The following is a 22,368-nucleotide window of genomic DNA, read 5'->3' as shown; positions in this document are numbered from 1 at the left end:
TTGCCCCTCCTATATTTGTTCCTGTTTTATAATATCTAAAGTCTCCTTCCAGCTATAGGACCCAAGGTTACCTTTTTTTCTTCTTCTCACAGAAATTTTATTTTCATTTTCTTCTCTCTCGCCTAAAATAAACATAAAAGGGATTTTCTGTAATTCTGACTCTCTTATTTTTTGCCCAATAGTCTGAGATTTATCATTCATCTCAATCCTTACCCCATGTTCCTTAAAGAATTCATACACTCTGTATCCATAATTCTTCTGTTTATCAGTAATAGGCAATACAATCCCCTGGACAGGTGCTAGCCAAACAGGGAAATCCCCCGCAGTATGCTCTATCAATATTCCAACAAACCTTTCAATCGATCCGAGAATAGCTCTATGTATCATATAAGGCTTCTGCTTTGTTCCATCCTCGGCAATGTAATACATATCAAATCTTTCTGGCAGATTAAAATCAAATTGTATAGTAGTGCACTGCCAGTATCTACCTAATGCATCCCTTATCTTAATATCTATCTTCGGTCCATAGAATGCTCCACCACCTTCATCGATTTTGTATTCAATACCAAGCTTCTCAAGAGACTTCTTAAGCGAATATGTTGCCACATCCCACATCTGAATATTACCTGTAAACTTCTCCTCAGGTCTTGTAGAAACAAAAATGTCAAATTCCTTAAAACCGAATTTCTTAAGAAAGTCTATGGAAAATTCTACAAGATTTTCAATCTCAGAATCAAGCTGTTCAGGAGTACAAATAATATGAGCATCATCCTGAGTAAATCCCCTTACTCTCATTAATCCATGGAGAACTCCGCTCAATTCATATCTGTATACCGTTCCAAGTTCTGCATACTTTACGGGCAAATCCCTATAACTTCTTATTTTAGATCTATATATCATTATATGGTAAGGGCAATTCATAGGTTTAACAAAATACTCATCATTTTCCACCTTCATAGCTTCAAACATGAAATCCCGGTAAAACCCAATATGTCCACTTATTTCCCACATCCTGGATCTACCAATATGTGGTGTTACCACTAGCTCATAACCTCTTTTAAGATGCTCATCAATCCACAAATTCTCGATAGTTCTTCGTAACATTGCACCCTTTGGAAACCATAATACCAGACCAGCTCCTACAGAATCATTTATATCAAATAGTTCGAGTTCTCTCCCAATTCGTCTGTGGTCTCTTCTTTTTGCCTCTTCAAGAAAATGGAGATATTCATCAAGCTTCTCCTTAGAGGGAAAGCTGGTTCCATAAATCCTGGTCAACATCTTATTCCTTGAATCACCCCTCCAGTAGGCACCAGCTACGTTCAAAAGTTTAAAAGCTTTTACTTTTCCAGTTGACGGTAAGTGAGGACCGCGACAAAGATCAACAAAATCATCCTGTTTGTATAAAGAAACTGTGTCTTCCTCTATATCTTCGTTCAAAATCTCAACTTTGTATATCTCCCCCTTTTTTGCAAAAAACTCGATAGCATCTTTAACAGACATCTCAATTCTTTCAATTGGATAATCAGCTGCAATTATTTTTCTCATCTCCACTTCAATTTTCGGAAGGTCTTCGTCTTTAATTGGGGGATCTACATCGATATCATAATAAAATCTATTTTCGATAGCAGGTCCTATTGCAATTTTTGCATTAGGATATAATCTCTTTACTGCCTGAGCCATGACATGAGAAGTTGTGTGTAATATTATTTCATGGGCTTCCTGATCATCGTAAGTAATTATCTTCAGATTACAATCTTCTCTTATTTCGGCTGATAAATCAACTAACTTTCCATCTATTTTAGCAGCTACTGATTTTTTATATAGTTTATCACTAAGTCTTTTCGCAACCTCAGAAATCTTGGTCTCAGCTTCCGTTTCTATCTTTGATCCATCCGGTAGAGTTATATTTACCGTCTTTTTCTTTTTCAAATCCTTTTTCCCTTTTTCTTTTTTCTCTTAACAATATCCTACCTCTACGTATAGTAAAAACCGTGGGCGGTACTGGACTCGAACCAGTGACCTCTTGCATGTCAAGCAAGCACTCTAACCACCTGAGCTAACCGCCCATATTGTATACAAAAAACCTAATAAATTTAATTAAAGATGATTTTACATTCAATGAAAAGCTTCAAAAAGCAATATGATTATATTTTTTTAATATAATAATAATTCATGAATTTTATAACTCAATTCTTTTTGCCTTTCCCAGTTTCCAAAAATATGACCATTGGGCAATAACTCTTTATGAATAAAATCTTCATATTTTTCAAATATTTTCAATGTTTCTCTCTCCAGAACCGTTCCTGGCAATGGCAAAAAATAGTGACCATGAATTCTTGCACCCATCTTTACAAGTTTACTGATAAATTTAATCGTAACTTCAACATCTTCATCCTTTTCGAATGGTAACCCAAAAATAAAATCGACATTAGCATTCAAACCATTTGATATTATTATATCCACTGCATTTATAACATCTTCAACAGTATGACCTCTTTTTAATAACTTAAGAACTCTTGAACTACCACTTTGTGCTCCAATAACAATATTTTTATTATTACAATACGATTTTATAAGTTTAATCGCATCTATTGAAATATTCTCGGGCCTGATCTCTGAGGGAAAAGAACCAAAAAATATCCTCCCATCTTCACCAATTTCTTTTCTAACGCAATATAGAAGATTCTCAACTTTATCCAAATTTATTTTAATTCCATCTTCAGAACCAAAAGCAATAGCATTAGGTGCTATAAATCGAATATCCTTCATACCTAAAAAAACCATATGTCTAACTATATCAATAACACTTTCAATATCCCTGTGTCTAATATTTCTACCAAATATTGACGGCGTCTGACAGTAAGCACATCTATAGGGACAGCCACGAGAGATTTCTATGGGTCCAAATCTATTATATTTGATCGATACAGGGCTAAACTCATTTAGATTTACAAATTGAACAGAAGTAATAAATGATACACCATCTTTATTCCCTTGCTTTGACAAATCACCTTCCATACTGTTTAAAATATTCTGGAAAAAATTTTTAAAAGTTATTTCCGATTCACCAATAAAAACATAATCGAATCCGAGAGTTGCAACACTCTCAGGTTTGCCCGATGCATGTGGACCACCACAAACAAAAATAGCATCTCTAAATGTTGACTTTAATTCCTCTACTAAATTTTTTATATCCCAGTATTGATGAGTCATAAAAGAAAATGCAAATACCAAAGTATTATAATTCACTGAAATTCTGTTTATTCCCTGGCAAACATCCTGCTTTCTATAATCAACTACGAATATATCAAAAAAATTATCGTCAAAGGATTCAATAGCACCTACTAAGCTATTTACACTGTATTTATTTTCCCTGCCTATGATAAAAATTAATGCTATTCTCTTCATATAAATTCCAAGATACATTCAGGTTGTAATTTATATATCGCTTAATTAATTTCTACGCAGAAAAATGAGGGATTGAATGGAACTGAACAAAGATGCCAAAAAAGCTTATGTATTACAGGATTATTTAAAAAAGGTAACAATTAAAGATGTAAAAGTTATTGAATTAGTAAGCAATGTTGATGAATCTGGTTGTTTGATTGAACTGATGAGATTAGGAGAAGAAATTAAAAAAAATATCGGTGACTTTGACCTCAGACAGGTAAATTATAGTGAAATTGATACAGGTTGTATTAAAGCATTTCACGTACACAAAATTCAAACAGATATCTGGTTCACTCCACCATCTGATAAAATATTACTGGTTTTAGCTGATGTTAGAGAAGCTTCCCCAACAGAGGGAAATATACTCAGATTAACTCTCGGTGGTGGTAAGCCAAGGTTAGTGGTCATACCTCCAGGTGTGGCACACGGCTGTAGGAATTTAAAAAATTCACCATCAAGAATTATTTATTTTACCAACTACTACTTTTCCACCGAACCTGACAAATGTGATGAAGGTAGACTACCATGGTATTTCTTCGGTGAAAAAATTTGGGAAATAAAAAGGGACTAGCCTTTGTTATTTCTTATACCATATTTATCCAATTTGCGATAAAAATTTGTCCGATCAATTCCATAAATTCTAGCTGCTTTCGAAATATTCCCTCCCGCTGTTTTTAAAGCTTTTACCACTAAAATTTTATCCATTTTTTCAGTAGCTTCATGTAACACATCAACATACTTTTTATCTGGCTCTATAATATCAATACAGCTAAAATCAAATCCTTTTAACTCAGGTTTTTTCTCATAACTCAAAATAATATTATTCTCTTCTATTATTCCATCACAAATGAGTACGGCTCTCCGAATGGCATTCCTTAATTGACGGATATTCCCAGGCCAGCTGTAAGAAATGATTTTATCTATGGCTCTATTGGAAATTCCCGTTACCCTTTTCCCCAGCTCTCTGCTAGCTTCATTTATTAGATTATTCACAATCAGCGGTATGTCCTCTAACCTTTCACGTAAAGGTGGTATTTCTATTACAAACTCCACAAGCCTATAATATAAATCCTGACGAAAATTACCTTCCTCAACAAGCTTACTTAAATCCCTATTTGTTGCAGCGATGATTCTGACATCGACTTCTTTTTCCATCTTTGAACCTATTGGTAAAATTTTCTTTGTTTCGACAACCCTTAACAACCTCTGCTGTTGGGATAATGGAAGATTACCTATTTCATCTAAGAATAATGTACCTCCATCAGCCATTTCAAATTTTCCCGGCTTCGTCTCCACAGCCCCTGTAAATGCTCCCTTAACAAATCCAAATAATTCACTTTCTATAAGGTTCTCAGGTATTGCTCCACAATCTACTGGCACAAACCTTTTATCTTTTCTTTTACTTCTGTTATGAATAAAATTTGCTATTACTTCCTTACCAACGCCAGTTTCACCATACAGAAGAACAGTAATGTCTGTTTCCGCTACAATATTAATCTGCTCTATTACTTTCCTAATAGCAGAACTTGAACCAAATATCTCTTCCAGCTCACCCTTTGCGTAGACCTTTTTTCTAAGACTCTTTACCTCTTTCTTTAAACGAGCATTTTCCAATCCCCTCTTTACCGTCATCAATAACACATCATTATCAAAAGGTTTTTCAATAAAATCATAGGCTCCCATTTTCACTGCTCTTACTGCGCTCGATATATCTCCATAGGCTGTAATTATTATTACAACCAGTCCAGCATCAATTAATGACCTAATTTCGGTTAATACCTGCCAGCCGTCTTTCTTAGGCATTTTCATATCAAGGATCAGACAATCAATATCATCATTAAGAACCGTAACCACAGCTTTTTCACCGTTATCTACTGTATCAACTAAGAACCCTGCTTCTTCCAGTATCTCCTTTATATTATCCCGTGTATCAACATTATCATCAGCTATTAATATCTTTTCTTTCATCCTCTTAACCTTTGTATATAGGGATTAATATAGTCACTACTGTCCCTTTGCCTTTTTCTGATACTAAATTAATAATTCCTTTATGAAGTTCAATAATTTCTTTTACAATTGAAAGACCAAGTCCAAATCCAGTAGCCTTAGAAGAGTAAAAAGGATTAAAAACTTTATCAACATCTTTTTTATCAATACCCGAACCACTATCTGTAAAAATAAATTCTACATATTCGTCCTTATACTTGTCTCCCGAACTTGATATAACTATATCAACCTTTCCTCTACCTGAAATAGACTCAATAGCGTTAGTAATTACGTTTTGAAATGCCTGAAGCAGTTTTTCCTCATCTCCAACAATTTTCACATCGTCCGCTTTTAAATTAACACTAAATTTAATCTCAGGAAATTCCTCTTGATATTTTTCTATTTCTGCACTCAACCTTTCAGCAATCTTTTTAACATCAAGACGCCTAAGATCAGCTTTTACCTCGCTCGTATAATTATACAAATCTTTTATTATCTTATTACATATATCCACATTACGAGTTATTACATTTATATGCCTATTATATCTTTCATTTTGCATCTCATTGTTCATTCTTGATAAGATTTGAGCCGAGCTTCGTATGCTAGCTAACGGGTTCTTCATCTCGTGTGCAAGTTTCAATGTAAACTCACGGAAACTCTCTCTCTTTCTGGCTTCAGCCTTCATCAGTTCCTCTTCATTCTTTTTCAATTGTGTTATATCCCTACCTATGAAAAACACGCCAACTACTCTCTCCTGATCTCTAATAGGTACCATCTTTATCCATAAAACAATTTCCTCTTTCCTCTTTGATAAAACCTTTATCTCACATTCACGAGTTTGACCTTTTACAGTTTCCTTAAAATAACTCTGGTAAAGCTGCTTATAACTCTCTTCAATAAAACGATTATTCTTTTTCCCTATTAATTCATGTCTTTTATAGCCAAGAACATTTAAAAATAACCTGTTCACAATTCGAAATTTACCTCCCACATCCACCAACCATATCAAATCATCAGCATTCTCAAACAAATATCTGAATCTTTCTTCGCTCTCCCTTAACTCTTTTTCAAACTTAGCTCTTCTATTAATTTCTCTATTTAACTCTTCGTTTATCTTAGCCAGCTCCTCAGTTCGCTTTTTTACTTGCTCTTCAAGTTCCTCCTTATGTCTGAGCAGGATAATTTCTGCCTTTTTTAAATCAGTAATATCTCTTATGAATATTGCTACCTTATCAACATCACCTTGAAGACTGCATATGGGATAAAAATATCTCTCGTAAAATTTGTTATCAAATTCAATATGGCATACTTTTGGAGTCTTATTAGTAATTATCTCATCTATTGTAGATTTCGTAATATTAAAGAAATTAAATTTATAAATGTTGGCACTTATTAAATAGCTTCTCTGTAATCCAAACATATTAGCTGCAGTTTGATTTAGTGCAATTATTTTACCCTCTTTATCTACCATTATTACTGAATCAAGGGCTGCATCGAGCAAAGACCTTATCAAATTATCATTTTCTCGTAATACATCTTCAATAAATTTTCTTATCTCAATCTCTTTCAGTAGTTGCTTATTTAATTCCTGTAATTCCTTTGTCCGCTCTTTAACCTTATCTTCAAGTTCACCATATGCTTTTAATAGTTCATCCTGTTTTTTACATAGTTCCTCCGTTCTTATTTTTACAAGATTCTCAAGCTTAATATTTTGTGCTCTAATGGATGCTACCCGAAGCTGTATTGCAATTATCACAAGAAGTATTAAACCAATAGTTGCCATAGTACGAAAGCCCCATGTGCTATAAAATGGAGGGCTTACTTTTACTAAAATTTCTTTAATCTTATCTGTCTTTATACCACGATAGTCTAGATATTCAATAAATAGTCTGTGCTTCCCTGGTCTTAGATTTGAGAATGTCAATGTTCCTGTATTACCAACATTTATCCAGTCCGATCTCATTCCTTTAAAAGTATAACGATACTGACACTTTAAAGGGTCGTAATAGTCCAACGCTGAAATATTTATTCTTATAAACTTATCTTTATAACTGAGCTCTAAAGTGTCATTTATAAAGGGGATATTTCTTTGTTTACCATCCCTATCTGTAATGCTAATAGATGATATTTTCACCTCATAGCTCGAAAGAGATGAAGAAATATCTGCTGGATTAAAATATGTAACTGTATTTATACCGCCAACCCACACACTACCATCGAGTGCAAATGTTATCCCACTACCATACAAATTGGCAGGATATTTATCTCTTTTTAAATAAAATTCCACACCATCATTTATATCAAAATTTACAATATATTTATCCTTAATATTTAGTCTTGATATTCCTCTATCCGTACTTATCCATATATTCCCCATACCATCTTGAGTAATTCCAACTACAAAATTAGAAGCCAATCCATTTCTTTTATTGAAATACAAAATACTCCCATCCTTTTTGATTATATTCAATCCCCCAAGATATGTGCCAATAATAATATCTCCGTCATTGTCAATAAGCATAGATGTAATATACTCATCAGTTAAGTGAGGTTTAGAATTAAGGTTATATTCTTTTATTATATCCCCTGTCTCAGTCAAATTGATTATACCTGATATATTTGTACCAGCCCATATAGTACCATCTTCATCTATTTCAATCGAGGCTATATAATTATCGATTCCATATTCTCCTAAAGAATAAGCCCTCACAAATGCCAAATTACTATCGAGTTTTATTATTCCAGTCCCAAGTGTTGCTAACCAGTAGTTGCCCTTTTTGTCCTTATTAATATCCCATATAACTCCTATCTTTCCATTCCTAAAATATCTGGAAGGAATATCGATATTTTCAATACTCATATCCCTTAAATCCAAAATCTGTAAGCAACTGTATCTACCAATAAGTAAACTTTCTTTATCCAAATAAAGTGTATAAACAGCTTTTACAGAATCTTCAGGACAATCTGGTAATTCTATATAATCGACTCTTTTTCTATGAGTATCCAATTTTATCAATCCAATTTGAGTAGCTATCCAACATACTCCTTTTTGATATATAATAGAGTTGATACGCCTTACTTTTTCTGATTTTAAGATACTTGCAATATTAAAATTTTTAAATTTTAATTTTTTACTTAATACCCATAATCCCTCATCATATGTACCAAGCCATATATTACCCCATGAGTCAATGTAAATTTCGTTTATACTATTAGGTCTCTTTTCACCTCCGAAATCTACCTGATCGAATACAGATTCAAAGCTTTTACTCCTGATATTGAAAATAAAGACTCCAAGAGACTGCACAGCAAGATAAAGACTATCCCCTTGCTTATCTATAGAGTAAATTAAACAATCCTTGAATTTCTTATCTCTATATATTAGCGGATAATAGGTGAATCTACTAAACTTCGGATTGAACTTAACTAAACCAGAATCTGTAGCCAACCAAATACTATCATTTTCATCTACATAAATATCAAATATTTTACAAAAAATTTCTGACTCATACTTTTCAATCTCTTTTGTATCTTTACTGTATATAATAAGTCCATTGTTTAAAGTACCTATATATAAATTCCCATTTCGATCTGTTTTTACACAATTAATCAAAATCTTGCTAAAATCGAATTCCTTAGTTTTGTTAAAATTCAATTTCTCAAAGGAATTATTAATATGATTAAATAAATATATACCATTTTGCAATGTACTTATTATTAAACTATTATCGCTATACTTGCTAATGGAAGTTACATTTAATGACTTAGTGTCAACATTAACACTATCACGAACGAAAATTTTAAGTTCTTCAAGTTCCTCCTTTCGATAATTAAACACATATAATCCTCTTCCAAAAGTACCAACAAGTAATTTTTCCCTGTTAATTGGAAAAATGTTAGAGACTAACCTATTTGTAGCAACGGGTAATCCTTTGATATTATATTCATAGAATTGATACCCATCAAATCTACTTATACCAGATGGAGTATCTATAAAGATAAATCCATGATAATCTTGTGTTATACAAACAACTCTATTATCGGGCAATCCGTTAAAAACATCGTAATGTTTTACTCTATAGATATACTTAGGATACAGAAGGTTAAAAAAGATTATGGAAACAAAGATAATTTTTTTAATAGCTTCGTAGTTAGAATGGCAAGTATATATACTTCTACTCATATTTACTCAATTTTCCTGATTATAAAAATTTTATTTTATAAACACAAGAACAATTTTAAAAATCAAAGCTGTAAATATAAATAATTACTTGACATATATCCCAAAATGTTTTATAATAGTGGTGTAATGTGGTGCAATTTCCCATATAATCCCAGATAGTCGGTGAGATAATGATTAACTATTTTTCAGGAGAAAGCAAAGCAAACATAGATGAAAAAGGAAGAATCATTATCCCCGCAAGATTTAGGAAGTGGGAATATCCCGATTCTGAACCTGTTTTCGTTGTGACTAAAGGATTTGATCCATGTCTTATCGCCTATCCATCATCAGAATGGGATGATTTTGCAGAAAAAATGATGAAATTGCCTAGGTCTAACAAAAAGTACAGGGCTTTTATTCGAAATGTATGTAGAACTGCTGTTAGATTAAAATGCGATAAACAGGGAAGAATAACTATACCCCAGAATCTGCTTGATTTCGCTAATATTAAAAATGAAGCAATATTGATTGGGGTGCTAAACTCAATCGAAATATGGGATCCAGAAACATTAAACAATCATCATGAGACAAATCAAGAATTAGATGATGAATTCTATCAAAATATGGAGAATTTACTCTGATGGCCAATTATCACGTTCCTGTACTTGTAAATGAAACTGTCAAATATTTAATCAACAATATTGACGGTGTATACGTTGATTGCACTGCAGGCACTGGAGGTCATATAGAGGCAATTTCACAACATCTTTCAAAAAATGCGGTTATAATAGCTATTGATGGAGATGAACAATCTCTCGATATCTGCAAAAATAGATTCAAAAACATGAACAACATTATCTATGCCAATGATAATTTTAAAAATATAAAAAAAATAATATTCACAAATGGATATACGAAACTTGATGGTATTCTTGTTGATCTGGGGTTATCAAATTTCTTGCTGAATTCCTCGGGAAGAGGTTTTACATATAAGAAAGACGAACCACTTGACATGAGATTTATAACTTCGCAAAAATATACCGCAAGAAGCTTCCTAAATAATGCACCGTTTGAAGAACTTAAGTCAGAATTAAAAAAGTATAGCGAGGACAGATATGCTGCTAAAATAGCAAGGGAAATTATTAAAGAAAGGGCTACTCAACCGATAGAAACTACGGGTCAACTTGTCTCAATTATAAAAAGAGTTGCTCCAGAACCATTTTTAACCAAAACATTGAGTCGTATCTTCCAGGCTATTAGAATACATGTAAATAAAGAAATGGAAAACCTACAGGCTTTGCTTGAACAATCAATTTCGATTTTGAATCCCGGTGGACGAATTGTAATAATTTCCTACCATTCTATTGAAGATAGAATAGTAAAAAACTTTTTTAAAACCGAGTCAACTGACTGTATATGCCCGGATAATTTTCCTATATGTACCTGCAATCACAAAAAAACAATTAAAATTTTAACTCGAAAACACATCACTCCTGGAAAAAATGAGATTGAAAAAAATCCCAATGCCAGGAGCGCAAAACTAAGAGCAGCGGAGCGATTAAATTAATGAAAAAACGCAGGAAATCATCAATTAATTTTCTCAACAAAATTCCACCATCACTTTTTGCATTCATCGTAATTATGTTTTTACTTTTTCAGTACATTTATGTAGGAAACACAATAAGGATTCTAAACGCAGAAATAACCAGACTACAGGAAATCAGGGCAAAATTAATCACACAAAACAACATAATTTCAGCAGAAATAGAAAGACTTTCAGGACCTGATCGAATTAAGGAAATAGCACAGGACAAATTAGGAATGGTAATTCCAAAGCCAGAAACCCTACTTGTGGTTATAAATCAGCAGGAAGAGTAATGGTGGATAGCAGGATTATAAAATTTAGAGCTGGAATTGTTTTAACAATTCTAATATTCTTTTGGGCTACTATACTAATAAAACTTTTTATAATTCAGATTATTGATAGTAACTGTTATAAAGAGATTTGTCTCAAACAATCAACAGAAAAAGAAATTATAGAACCAATTCGAGGAACAATTTTTGACAGAAATGGGAATCCTCTAACAATGAATATTCTAACTTATTCTATCTTTGCACATCCATACTTAATAACAGATAAGAAAAAAATAGCCGAAAATCTTAGTAAATTAACAGGAAAACCAATAAGCTACTATTACAACCTTATTAATAATAAAAAAACTTTTGTCTGGATTGAAAAGGAATTAACAATAGACAAAATAAATGAAAAATATATCGACTCAATAAGAACTCAGGGAATCGAAATAAAAAAAAAGTATCGTAGATATTATCCCTATAAGGACATATTTGCTCATGTAATAGGTTTTGTCGGCACTGAAAATAAAGGTCTTTGTGGCTTGGAACTACAATATGATCCAATACTAAGAGGTGTACCTGGCTGGAAAATCATCCTAAAGGATGGATTTGGCAGAGTAATCCCTGCCTCTGTAAAAAAGATTAAAAAGGCTATAAATGGGAACGATATATATCTTACATTGGATAAAGAATATCAGACAATTCTATATGAGGAATTAAAAACCGCATATCAGGTTAATAAAGCCGACAAAGCAATGGGTATCATAATGAACCCAAAAACAGGAGAAATACTGGCAATAGCTTCAGTTCCATCCTACGACCCCAATAGACCGGGAAAATACCCTATAGCAAATCAAAAAATAAGCTCAATCACAGATATCTTCGAACCAGGTTCCACCCTTAAAATAATCACTGCTGCAGCAGCTCTCGAAGAAAAAAAGATAGAACCTGATGATACAATTTTTTGTGAATATGGAAAGATAACAATAGGAGATATAATAATCCATGATGCAGAGCCTTACGGAACCTTAAAATTTTCCGAGGTGATAGAGAAAAGCAGCAATATTGGTACTATAAAAATTGCTCATAAAGTTGGTAAGAAAAAACTCTATGAATACTTTCTAAGGTTTGGCTTCGGAACAAAAACGGGGGTAAATCTACCAGGTGAAGAAAATGGAATCGTTCATGAATTAGAAGACTGGAACGAAATAACCCTGGCTCAGGTCTCAATTGGGCAAGGAATATGTTCAACGGTGATTCAATTAGCAAGCGCTTATTGTGCTATTGCTAATAGTGGATATTTGATGAAACCTATAATTGTACGTCAAATTATCTCACCAGATAATATAAAAGTAAAAGATTTTTCACCGGAGCTAATAAGAAAAGTTACAAGTAAGACAACTTCGCTTAAACTAAGGAGTATGCTTGAATTAACTGTCGAGGAAGGGACTGGTATACATGCAAGCATTAAAGGTATTAAAATTGCTGGCAAAACTGGTACGGCGCAAAAAGTAATAGATGGCAAATACAGTAAAAGAGATTATATCGCGAACTTTGTAGGTTTCACCCCTGTCGAGGATCCGAAATACCTTTGCGTCGTAGTCGTGGACAATCCAAGAGGAAAATATCATACAGGTGGATATGTATCTGCTCCTGTCGTTAGAGATGTTTTTAAAAGAATTATTAATATAGATGACAATCTCACCAACTTTGTAGAAAATAAAATTAAGAACAATGAAAAAATAACTAGCCAAAATAATAGCTATAACTATCAAAAAAATGAAAAGCCATTATTAATTACTTATTCATTGTCAAATAGAATGCCAAATCTGATAGGGAAAACTCTAAGAGAATCGTTAAATTTAATAGTAGGTCTGAACCTGGACATTGAGATTGATGGTTCAGGAGTTGTTTATTATCAATCCATTAAACCAGGATCTATAGTAAAACCAAACGATAAATGTTTGATAAAGTTAAAAGAATATGACTAATAATTATACAGTTGAAACAAAAAAAATATTAAGAGATCTCAAATATGAATTAAGAGGCCATCTACCGGAGAAAATCGCAGGTATAACGGATAACTCAAGAGATGTTAAAAAAGGTTTTGCCTTTATTGCGGTGAAGGGACTAAAACACGATGGACACAATTTTATCTCCGATGTTATTCAAAAAAAACCATCGTTACTTATCGTAGAAAAGTTTATTGATAATGTCAATGTCCCACAGATAAAAGTAAAAAACACTCGCAGTGCTCTCTCAAAAATCGCTGCAAATTTCTATGATAACCCATCTAAAAAGCTAAAGATAATTGGTGTAACAGGAACAAATGGTAAAACCACAACAATAATTTTATTATCAAATATATTAAGAAAAGCTGGATATACTGCTGAAACTATTGGTACATTGGGATATACACTAAAAGGAGAAAATTATAAGCTGGGACTTACTACTCCAGATAGCCTGCAAATACAATCAATCTTAAATCGATATATAAAAAACAAAATAGAATATGTAGTAATGGAAGTATCCTCCCATTCCTTAGCTCTTCACAGAGTAGATTCTATAAAATTTGATTTCGTAATTTTCACTAATATTTCTCAGGACCACCTCGACTTTCATAAAACAATAGAAGATTATGTAAAAGCTAAATTAAAATTATTCGAAATGCCCAATTATAATAAATATTGTCTTATAAATATAGATGATCGGTTCTTTAAAATTTTTATAAAAGGATCTCGGGGTAAAGTATATACTTACTCTCTATACAATAGTAATGCTGATTTTAAATGGTCTGTATCAACAACTTATAATGAAGGAATAAATGGTATAATAGAAAGTGGTTCAGATAAGATAACAATTAAATCCGCCCTTTCCGGAAAGTTTAATCTTTACAACATATTAGCAGCTTCCTCGTGTGCAAGATTAATAGGTCTGGATAAAGAAATTATATCATCTGCAATTTTAGATGTAAAAAATATACCAGGAAGATTTCAGGAGTTCAGAATTCCAGGCAAACCCAGAATTATAATCGATTATGCTCATACACCCGACGCTTTTGAAAATGTACTTAGCTCAATCATCAATATTAAAAATAAAAATGGAAAACTTATAACTGTATTCGGTTGCGGTGGGAATAGAGATAGAAAAAAAAGACCTAAAATGGCAAAAATAGCAGAGAAATATTCTGATTTCTGCATTGTTACAAACGATAATCCAAGGTTTGAAAATCCTGATCTCATAATTAACGACATAATGGCAGGCTTTAAAAATAAAAACTTATTTACCGTAATTAAAGATAGAAAAGAAGCTATTACTCATGCAATTAAAATCTCGACTGACAATGATATAATAGCAATACTTGGCAAAGGTCACGAAGATTATCAGGAAATAAATGGTGTTAGATCTCCTTTTAGCGATCTTGAAGTAGTAAAAAATATATTAAAAGAATGATGATTACAAAAGAAATAATAGAAGAAACCAGGCTTGGAGAATTAAAAAACTTTTACAGATACGCAACAGGAGCTTCTATAGACACCAGAATTCTTAAAAAAGGAGATATATTTTTTGCACTCGTGGGTGAAAATACAGATGGACATAATTTTATCAGCGATGCCTTTGAAAATGGTGCCTCTCTATGTGTTGTAAGTAAGCTCTGGTTTGAAAAAAATAAAGATAGATTCAAAAGCATGCCGTTCTGGATAGTAGACGATCCACTAAAAGCTATGCAAACTCTATCAAAATTTTATTTGAAAAGATTTGACATACCAAGACTAGCAATCACCGGAACGGCTGGGAAAACAACATGTAGAAAGTTTATTTTCACTGTGCTTTCAACAAAATACAATGTTCATACAACAATTGGCAATTACAATAACCATATCGGGATGCCCCTTTCCATTTTATCCCTAAATAGGAATCACCAAATCAGCATAGTAGAAATAGGTACCAATAAACCAGGAGAAATCGCCTACCTGTGCGATATTTTAAAACCAACCCATGGCCTTATTACAAATATAGGCTATGGACATATTGAGTTTTTTGGTTCAAAAAAAGGCGTAGCTGAGGAAAAAGGGAGCCTGTTTAAAATTTTGCCAGAGAGTGGAATAGCATATGTAAATATGGATGATCCTTACATAGTGAGAATAGATACATCTGCGAAAAAAATTACCTATGGCATAAAAAGAAAGAAATGTGACTATCACGCAACAATTTTGGAATTCGATAACTTTGGTAGAGCCACTATCAAATTAAATAGTCACATAATCAAAATATCAACACCAGGCAGATTTTCAGTTTATAATGCTCTCACTGCATATACAGTCGCTAAAAGCTTCACCATCGAAGATGAGGCTATAATAGAAGCACTAAGTAAACTTGAGCCTGATCCGCAAAGATTCAATATAACTGATTTCAATGGCATCAAAATAATCGATGATACATATAATGCCAATCCAGATTCAACTTCTGCATCAATTGAAACGTTAAACTTGATGAATACGGGAGGTAAGAAAATTTTTATCTTTGGTGATATGCTTGAGCTTGGAAAACACTCAATTAAAGCCCATAAATCAATTGGGACTCAAATTTCGAGGTCCAATATAGACGAATTCTACTGCACTGGAAATCTCGCATATCATAGCTATCTAAGAGCCAAGGAATTAGGATTCAAGAAAGCATACCACTACGAAAATAAAATAGAATTGGCAAATGCAGTAATTAAAAATATAAAAAAAGGTGACCTGATATTAATAAAAGGCTCAAGAGGAAGTAAAATGGAGGAAATAATTGAATACATAATGAAAGGTGTATAGATGTTTTACGAATTTTTATATCCTTTAAAAAACCTTTTCAGCCCATTTAATATTTTCCATTATATCACATTTAGAGCTGCAATGTCAGCGATAACTGCTCTTCTTTTAAGCTTTCTAATTGGACCCGCTATAATAAAATACCTAAAGAAGAATCAAATCGGTGAAATTGTACGACATAATAGTCCATCTACTCACCTATCCAAGCAGGGCACCCCAACTATGGGCGGTATAATAATTTTAATCTCAGTACTAACATCTATGCTTCTATGGGGTAATCTATCCAACGTTTATACAATTATTATTCTTATAGCAACCATCTGGATGGGGCTGATTGGATTTATCGACGACTACTTAAAATCTGTTAAGGGATACAAAGACGGACTTGTTGCAAAGTATAAACTAATAGGTCAGCTAACATTTGGCTTAGCTCTTGGACTATTTATTTACTTTTGCAATCACTTTGAGGAATATAATTCAATCACATCTATACCTTTTTTGAAAAATGCCAATGTTGATTTTGGATTGTTCTATATAATATTCATTGCCGTTGTGATAACAGGAACTTCTAACGCAGTCAACCTTACCGATGGACTCGATGGATTAGCAACTGGACTCGTTGGCATTATATCACTTACATTGTCTATTATTTGTTACATCACCGGCCGTGTTGATTTTAGCAGTTACTTAAATACTATTTATATACCTGGCTCTGGTGAATTAACTGTCTATTCTATGGCATTATCCGGCGCCTTGCTGGGATTTCTCTGGTTTAATTGTAAACCAGCAGAAGTATTCATGGGAGATACTGGAAGCCTATTTCTCGGTGGAGCTATAGGTACCATTGCCGTACTGGCCAAAAAGGAAATATTACTCGTATTACTCGGCGGGATATTTGTTGTTGAAGCAGCCAGTGTATTAATTCAAGTAACCTATTTCAAATACACTAAGAAAAAATATGGAGAAGGGAAAAGGGTTTTTCTTATGGCACCCTTACATCATCATTTTGAACTTAAGGGATGGCCTGAAACGAAAATAGTCATAAGATTCTGGATAATTGGAATATTACTGGCTTTAATCAGCTTAAGCAGTTTCAAATTATTATGAGTGAGAAAGTTAAGAAAGAAATAGAAGAACTGGAGCATAAAAAGGTAGCAATCCTTGGAGCTGGTACCAGTGGTATCTGGGCTTCTTTTTTACTCGCTGGAAAATGCAAAAGTATTTTACTGTCAGAAATAAAACAAAAAATATTTGATAATGCCGAATTAAAATCTTTAATAAATGCAGGTGTTAAAATAGAAACAGGTGGGCACAGTGATGAAGTGCTTAAAAGCGATTTGGTAATTGTTAGTCCAGGGATATCATCCGATAGCGACATTATTAAAAAAATTAAATCTAGGAAAATAGAGATAATCAGTGAAATTGAACTGGCATACTGGTTCAGTTATAAACATAAAATTATCGCTGTCACTGGCTCAAATGGGAAATCCACAACCACCTACCTACTATACCAGATACTTAGCAAGGCAGGTTATAACGTTTATTACGGTGGAAATATTGGAATCCCCTATTCCAAGATAGTAAAAAATGGTGATACATTTAACGATGATACTATAATCGTACTTGAAATAAGCAGTTTCCAGCTGGAATACATCAAGCATTTTAAGCCATTTATATGTATTGTAATGAATATTACCCCTGATCACATTGATAGACATAAAACCTTTAATAATTATATAAGAGCAAAATTAAATATTTATAAAAATCAGGATAAAAACGATTACTATATTTACAATGACGACGATCCAATCTTGAAAGAAAGATTACCTTCAAAGCCAAATATTATCCCCTTCTCTATTCATAAAAACACAGGATCACCTATTATTTTCGAGAACGACACCTTTATAACAATAGATAAAGTAAAAATTGCTGAAAGAAAGGATTTCCGATTGCCTGGTGAACACAACACATATAATTTGCTTGCAAGTTTAAATGCCTATATGGTTATATCAAATAGTCGCAAACATTTAAAAAAAATAATAATGACATTAACTGGATTAAAACATAGAATGGAGTACGTTGATAGCATTAAAGGAGTAAAATTTTATAACGATTCAAAAGCAACAAATATTGATTCAGTAAAATATGCTATCAGAGGGTTGGATAAGCCAATAATATTGATACTCGGAGGTAAAGATAAAGGAGCAAATTTTGAAGAGCTGAAACCTATTATCAAAGGAAAAGTAAAGAAAATAATTGCCATTGGGGAATGTAAAAGCAAAATAACAAATATATTTAAGGAATATATCCCATGCAAAGAGGCAATATCAATGTTCGACGCTGTTATTGGCGGATTTCTATCTGCGGATAAAGGGAATATAGTTTTACTATCACCTGCCTGTGCAAGTTTTGATATGTATAAAAATTTCGAAGAAAGAGGCAATGACTTCATAAACTGTGTAAAAATTTTGAAGAGTATGTATGCAAAATAATAGGAATTACCCGAAAAATCTTATAATGCTACTTTTAATAATTCTAGTATTAGGTATAATTGTTCAATATAGTGCCAGCTCATATTTATCCACAGAAAAATACAATGATCCAAACTATTTAATAAAACAACAGATTTTAAAAATACTGGCTGCATTGCCATTATTTTTCTTTTTCCTTTTTTTGGACTACAGATTCTTAAAGAGGATAACTTATCTCTTCGTTTTTTTATCCTTTATCCTTCTAGTTTTATGCTTCGTAATGAACAAAGGGACAATAAAAAGGTGGATAACGATTGGTCCGATAAGGATTCAACCTTCTGAATTTTCTAAATTAACTCTCATAATTTTTATATCATACTATATAGATAAATATAAAGAATCAGTCAGTATTGATATAAAAAAGTTTCTATTTATTTCGTCAATAATATTTATTACCCTATTTTTAATCATTTTGCAAAAAGACTATAGTACATCAGCAGCCATTTTCATTATTTGCTTAACTATCTTATTTATTGGAAATGTAAATCTAAAAAACATATTAATTCTCCTTGGCTTATTTGCCATCAGCTCTTTGATTTTTATCCTGATAGAGCCTTATCGTCTAAGTAGAGTGTTATTATTTATCTCACCAGAAAAGGGCAAAGCTGACGGCAATTATCAAATAATGCAATCCTTAATATCCCTGGGTAATGGCGGTCTCTTTGGTAAAGGAATTGGTAAAAGTATAGAAAAAAACATGTATCTACCAAATCCCCACACTGATTTTATCTTCTCTGTTTTGGGAGAGGAATTTGGCTTTATCGGTACGTCAATTATTATGGTATTGTTTCTAATACTATTTATCAATTGCATCAGAGTATCTATAAAAACTGACAATACCTTTGGTAAGCTACTCGGACTTGGACTTTCTATAAGTATTTTTATGTATTTTATTTTAAATGTTGCCGTCGTGGTAAATCTCCTTCCAGTAACTGGATTGCCACTACCGTTTATAAGTTATGGTGGATCAGCAATGATGTACAATTTATCAGCTATGGCAATTTTAATTAATATTTCAAAGAAAATTAAAGCGAAGGAAGAAAAAATTACTTTGACGGTGGAATATGTATAAGGATAAAAAACTAAAAATAATATTTGCAGGCGGAGGTACAGGCGGTCATCTATTCCCAGCTATTGCCATATATGAGGCAATACATAAGATTTGCTGTAGCAATAATATAAAAAATGAGTTTCTATTTATTGGTACTAAAAAGGGAATAGAAAAAGTAGTATTGAAGGAACTTAATCTCCCTGTAAAATTTATTCCTATCCGTGGTTTCCAGAGAGGATTCAATCTTAAAAATATCTTTAGGAATTCCGTTCTTCCGTTGAGAATACTCGCAAGTTATATCAAATGTTATATAATATTTCTTTGGTTCAAACCAGATGTCATCATTGGAACAGGAAGTTACGTCTCTGCTCCAGTACTTTCCATAGCAAAGCTAATGAAGAAACCCTATTTTTTGCAGGAACAAAATGTTACCCCGGGTTGGGTAACAAAGAGATACTCAAAACACGCAGAAATCACATTTACATCATTTAAGGAAACAGAAAAATATATCCCAAATACTTTCTATTCAGGTATCCCACTCAGATCTTCTTTAAAACCTATCGACAGAAATCTTGCTATGCAGTTCTTTGAGTTAGACGAAAAATTTGAAACGATCTTTATTTTCGGTGGTAGTCAGGGCTCTGCAGCAATAAATAAGTATTGGGAAAGAAATATTTTGAAATATATTGAAAACTTAAATTGTCAATTCATATGGCAAACCGGTATCAAAAATTATTTTTACCTAAAAGAAAAATTCCAGAAAGTTAAAAGAATTCACCTGACACCTTTTATACACCAGATTGAATTTGCATATTCTTCATGCGATCTGGTAGTTTCAAGATCAGGTGCTCTTACTCTTGCAGAGCTTTCCTATTTTGGTAAACCCGCTATTTTGATCCCTCTTCCTACAGCTGCTGGAAATCATCAAGAAATAAATGCTAGACTTTTTGAAAGGGCAGGGGCCACACGTGTCGTATTGCAATACGAACTAAAAACAGAGAAACTATATGATATAATCTCGGAACTATTAAATGAGCCACAGAAAATGGCAAAAATGAGTAAAAATATTAGAAAATTCTATAAGAACAATACTGCAGATTTAATAGCAAAAAAAATAATGGAGCACGTGGAAAATTATGTTTGGAAAAATTAAAAAAGTACATTTTATCGGTATTGGCGGCATAGGTATGAGCGGAATTGCTGAGCTTCTGGTACATTGGGGATTTAAAATAACAGGCTCTGATCTTGTTCAATCAGAAAATACTCTCAGATTGGAAAAGATGGGGGTTAAAATTCATTATGGTCATAAAGAGGAAAATCTGGACAAATGCGATGTTGTAGTCTATTCATCAGCAATAAAACCTGGAAATCCAGAACTTCAGGCTGCAAAGAAAAAGCACATACCAATTATGCGACGAGCTGAAATGCTTGGAGAATTATTGAAATTAAAACCTGTAAGTATTGCAATAGCTGGCACTCATGGTAAAACAACAACTACATCCATGATTGGGAAAATATTTACCGCAGCAAAATTTGATCCCATCATTATAGTTGGCGGAGTGGTAAGAAGCCTCGGTAGCCCGACAAGGCCTGGGTCAGGAAATTACATTATAGTCGAGGCGGATGAATTTGACAGATCATTTTTAAAACTTAATCCAACCAACGCAATAATCACAACTATAGAGGCAGAACATCTCGATTGCTATACTTCCTTAGATGATATTGAAAAAGCTTTCACTCAATTTGCCAATAGTGTTCCATTCTATGGCTCCATCACCATATGTCTTGACGAACCAGCAAATAGAAGGATAATTCAAAATTTCGAGAAACCTGTTTTTACATATGGGCTTTCTCCAGACGCAGATTTGTACGCCAACTCAATTTTTCTAAAGGAAAATACTAGCAGATATAAAGTCTATTCAACAAACGGAAAAACAATTGGTAATTTCAGGTTAAATGTTCCTGGAATTCATAATATAAAAAACTCACTTGCTGCTATATCAGTCGCACTTCAATATGACATACATATGAAAACAATAAAATCAGCTCTAGAGGAATTCACTGGAGTACACAGAAGATTTGAAATTACCTATAAAGACAATAAAGTAGTGGTAGTTGACGACTATGCTCACCATCCAAGTGAAATTAAAGCAACGTTATACGCTGCTAAAACCGGTTGGAATAGAAGAATAATTTCAATATTTCAACCACATTTATATTCAAGAACCAGAGATTTTTATAAAGAGTTCGCCGAAGCTCTTACTCTTTCCGATATTGCAATAGTTTTAGATGTTTACCCTGCTCGTGAAGAGCCAATAGATGGTGTAACAGGCAAGTTGATTTTCGATGCATTAAAGGGATATGGACATCAAAAAGTTCACTACGTTGAAGATAGAGAAATTCTGCCTGAGCTAATTACTAAAATGATACAAAAGAATGATATGATAATAACCCTTGGTGCTGGTGATGTATGGAAAATAAACAATAAACTCGTCGAGAGATTGTCAAAAGATTAAT

General features: G+C 32.9%; 16 protein-coding genes and 1 tRNA gene. 12 read left to right on the top strand and 5 right to left on the bottom strand.

What is annotated here, in order from left to right; genetic code table 11:
* Nucleotides 1–9 precede the first annotated feature (9 nt).
* From thrS to H0Z29_06160, 3 genes are all read right to left on the bottom strand, one after another.
* Nucleotides 10–1,932, bottom strand: a complete 1,923-nt coding sequence (gene thrS, locus H0Z29_06170) for a threonine--tRNA ligase (protein ID MBO8131088.1) — start codon at nt 1,930–1,932, stop codon at nt 10–12.
* 63 nt (nt 1,933–1,995) lie between these two features.
* A tRNA-Val gene (locus H0Z29_06165) sits at nt 1,996–2,069 on the bottom strand.
* 88 nt (nt 2,070–2,157) lie between these two features.
* Nucleotides 2,158–3,411 (bottom strand): TIGR04013 family B12-binding domain/radical SAM domain-containing protein, encoded by a 1,254-nt coding sequence (locus H0Z29_06160; protein MBO8131087.1) that lies wholly within the window; start codon nt 3,409–3,411, stop codon nt 2,158–2,160.
* 76 nt (nt 3,412–3,487) lie between these two features.
* Between H0Z29_06160 and H0Z29_06155 the strand changes: the two genes are divergently transcribed.
* The gene (locus H0Z29_06155; GenBank protein MBO8131086.1) at nt 3,488–4,024 is read left to right on the top strand and encodes a dTDP-4-dehydrorhamnose 3,5-epimerase family protein; all 537 of its coding nucleotides are present in this window, start codon (nt 3,488–3,490) and stop codon (nt 4,022–4,024) included.
* Here the strand turns inward: H0Z29_06155 and H0Z29_06150 are convergent.
* Nucleotides 4,021–5,421, bottom strand: coding sequence for a sigma-54-dependent Fis family transcriptional regulator (locus H0Z29_06150; GenBank protein ID MBO8131085.1), 1,401 nt, complete (start codon nt 5,419–5,421; stop codon nt 4,021–4,023). The two genes, H0Z29_06155 and H0Z29_06150, sit on opposite strands and share 4 nt — an antisense overlap.
* 4 nt (nt 5,422–5,425) lie before the next feature.
* Nucleotides 5,426–9,625: a PAS domain S-box protein gene (locus tag H0Z29_06145; protein MBO8131084.1), complete on the bottom strand. Its 4,200-nt coding sequence runs from the start codon at nt 9,623–9,625 to the stop codon at nt 5,426–5,428.
* Between the two features lie 170 nt (nt 9,626–9,795).
* Between H0Z29_06145 and mraZ the strand changes: the two genes are divergently transcribed.
* Genes mraZ through H0Z29_06090 form a run of 11 tightly spaced genes read left to right on the top strand, consistent with a single transcriptional unit; the run spans nt 9,796 to nt 22,367 of the window.
* Nucleotides 9,796–10,245: a division/cell wall cluster transcriptional repressor MraZ gene (mraZ, locus tag H0Z29_06140; GenBank protein ID MBO8131083.1), complete on the top strand. Its 450-nt coding sequence runs from the start codon at nt 9,796–9,798 to the stop codon at nt 10,243–10,245.
* Nucleotides 10,245–11,171, top strand: a complete 927-nt coding sequence (gene rsmH, locus H0Z29_06135; protein ID MBO8131082.1) for a 16S rRNA (cytosine(1402)-N(4))-methyltransferase RsmH — start codon at nt 10,245–10,247, stop codon at nt 11,169–11,171. The genes mraZ and rsmH overlap by 1 nt, the downstream gene beginning before the upstream one ends.
* Nucleotides 11,171–11,482, top strand: a complete 312-nt coding sequence (gene ftsL, locus H0Z29_06130; protein MBO8131081.1) for a cell division protein FtsL — start codon at nt 11,171–11,173, stop codon at nt 11,480–11,482. Before rsmH ends, ftsL begins: the two co-directional genes overlap by 1 nt.
* Nucleotides 11,482–13,449 carry a transpeptidase family protein gene (locus H0Z29_06125; protein MBO8131080.1) on the top strand — a complete coding sequence of 656 codons (1,968 nt, stop codon included), beginning with the start codon at nt 11,482–11,484 and terminating at the stop codon, nt 13,447–13,449. The genes ftsL and H0Z29_06125 overlap by 1 nt, the downstream gene beginning before the upstream one ends.
* The gene (locus tag H0Z29_06120) at nt 13,442–14,911 is read left to right on the top strand and encodes a UDP-N-acetylmuramoyl-L-alanyl-D-glutamate--2,6-diaminopimelate ligase (GenBank protein ID MBO8131079.1); all 1,470 of its coding nucleotides are present in this window, start codon (nt 13,442–13,444) and stop codon (nt 14,909–14,911) included. Before H0Z29_06125 ends, H0Z29_06120 begins: the two co-directional genes overlap by 8 nt.
* On the top strand, nt 14,911–16,272 hold the full coding sequence (murF, locus tag H0Z29_06115) for a UDP-N-acetylmuramoyl-tripeptide--D-alanyl-D-alanine ligase (protein MBO8131078.1): 1,362 nt from the start codon (nt 14,911–14,913) through the stop codon (nt 16,270–16,272). The genes H0Z29_06120 and murF overlap by 1 nt, the downstream gene beginning before the upstream one ends.
* Nucleotides 16,273–17,376 (top strand): phospho-N-acetylmuramoyl-pentapeptide-transferase, encoded by a 1,104-nt coding sequence (locus H0Z29_06110; protein MBO8131077.1) that lies wholly within the window; start codon nt 16,273–16,275, stop codon nt 17,374–17,376.
* A complete protein-coding gene (gene murD, locus H0Z29_06105) occupies nt 17,373–18,761 on the top strand; it encodes a UDP-N-acetylmuramoyl-L-alanine--D-glutamate ligase (protein ID MBO8131076.1) in 1,389 nt (462 codons plus the stop codon). The genes H0Z29_06110 and murD overlap by 4 nt, the downstream gene beginning before the upstream one ends.
* Complete coding sequence (ftsW, locus tag H0Z29_06100) at nt 18,751–19,872, top strand: putative lipid II flippase FtsW (protein ID MBO8131075.1); 1,122 nt, start codon at nt 18,751–18,753, stop codon at nt 19,870–19,872. Before murD ends, ftsW begins: the two co-directional genes overlap by 11 nt.
* A complete protein-coding gene (gene murG, locus H0Z29_06095) occupies nt 19,865–21,004 on the top strand; it encodes an undecaprenyldiphospho-muramoylpentapeptide beta-N-acetylglucosaminyltransferase (GenBank protein ID MBO8131074.1) in 1,140 nt (379 codons plus the stop codon). The genes ftsW and murG overlap by 8 nt, the downstream gene beginning before the upstream one ends.
* Nucleotides 20,988–22,367 (top strand): UDP-N-acetylmuramate--L-alanine ligase, encoded by a 1,380-nt coding sequence (locus H0Z29_06090; protein MBO8131073.1) that lies wholly within the window; start codon nt 20,988–20,990, stop codon nt 22,365–22,367. Before murG ends, H0Z29_06090 begins: the two co-directional genes overlap by 17 nt.
* Nucleotide 22,368: the final 1 nt, after the last annotated feature.

It is taken from the genome of Candidatus Neomarinimicrobiota bacterium (assembly GCA_017656425.1).
Lineage (GTDB): Bacteria > Fidelibacterota > UBA2242 > UBA2242 > B5-G15 > JACDNV01.
The sequence above is the reverse complement of the archived record's forward strand: the minus strand, read 5'-3'. Positions and strand labels throughout refer to the sequence as shown.

Bases quoted from the DNA above. Each gene is read 5' to 3' on its own strand.
- ftsW (MBO8131075.1), top strand. From the start codon at position 18,751: ATGCAAAATAATAGGAATTACCCGAAAAATCTTATAATGCTACTTTTA.
- H0Z29_06090 (MBO8131073.1), top strand. From the start codon at position 20,988: ATGTTTGGAAAAATTAAAAAAGTACATTTTATCGGTATTGGCGGCATA.
- H0Z29_06160 (MBO8131087.1), bottom strand. From the start codon at position 3,411: ATGAAGAGAATAGCATTAATTTTTATCATAGGCAGGGAAAATAAATAC.
- H0Z29_06125 (MBO8131080.1), top strand. From the start codon at position 11,482: ATGGTGGATAGCAGGATTATAAAATTTAGAGCTGGAATTGTTTTAACA.
- H0Z29_06155 (MBO8131086.1), top strand. From the start codon at position 3,488: ATGGAACTGAACAAAGATGCCAAAAAAGCTTATGTATTACAGGATTAT.
- mraZ (MBO8131083.1), top strand. From the start codon at position 9,796: ATGATTAACTATTTTTCAGGAGAAAGCAAAGCAAACATAGATGAAAAA.
- H0Z29_06120 (MBO8131079.1), top strand. From the start codon at position 13,442: ATGACTAATAATTATACAGTTGAAACAAAAAAAATATTAAGAGATCTC.
- murG (MBO8131074.1), top strand. From the start codon at position 19,865: ATGTATAAGGATAAAAAACTAAAAATAATATTTGCAGGCGGAGGTACA.
- H0Z29_06110 (MBO8131077.1), top strand. From the start codon at position 16,273: ATGTTTTACGAATTTTTATATCCTTTAAAAAACCTTTTCAGCCCATTT.
- H0Z29_06145 (MBO8131084.1), bottom strand. From the start codon at position 9,625: ATGAGTAGAAGTATATATACTTGCCATTCTAACTACGAAGCTATTAAA.
- murF (MBO8131078.1), top strand. From the start codon at position 14,911: ATGATTACAAAAGAAATAATAGAAGAAACCAGGCTTGGAGAATTAAAA.
- rsmH (MBO8131082.1), top strand. From the start codon at position 10,245: ATGGCCAATTATCACGTTCCTGTACTTGTAAATGAAACTGTCAAATAT.
- murD (MBO8131076.1), top strand. From the start codon at position 17,373: ATGAGTGAGAAAGTTAAGAAAGAAATAGAAGAACTGGAGCATAAAAAG.
- H0Z29_06150 (MBO8131085.1), bottom strand. From the start codon at position 5,421: ATGAAAGAAAAGATATTAATAGCTGATGATAATGTTGATACACGGGAT.
- ftsL (MBO8131081.1), top strand. From the start codon at position 11,171: ATGAAAAAACGCAGGAAATCATCAATTAATTTTCTCAACAAAATTCCA.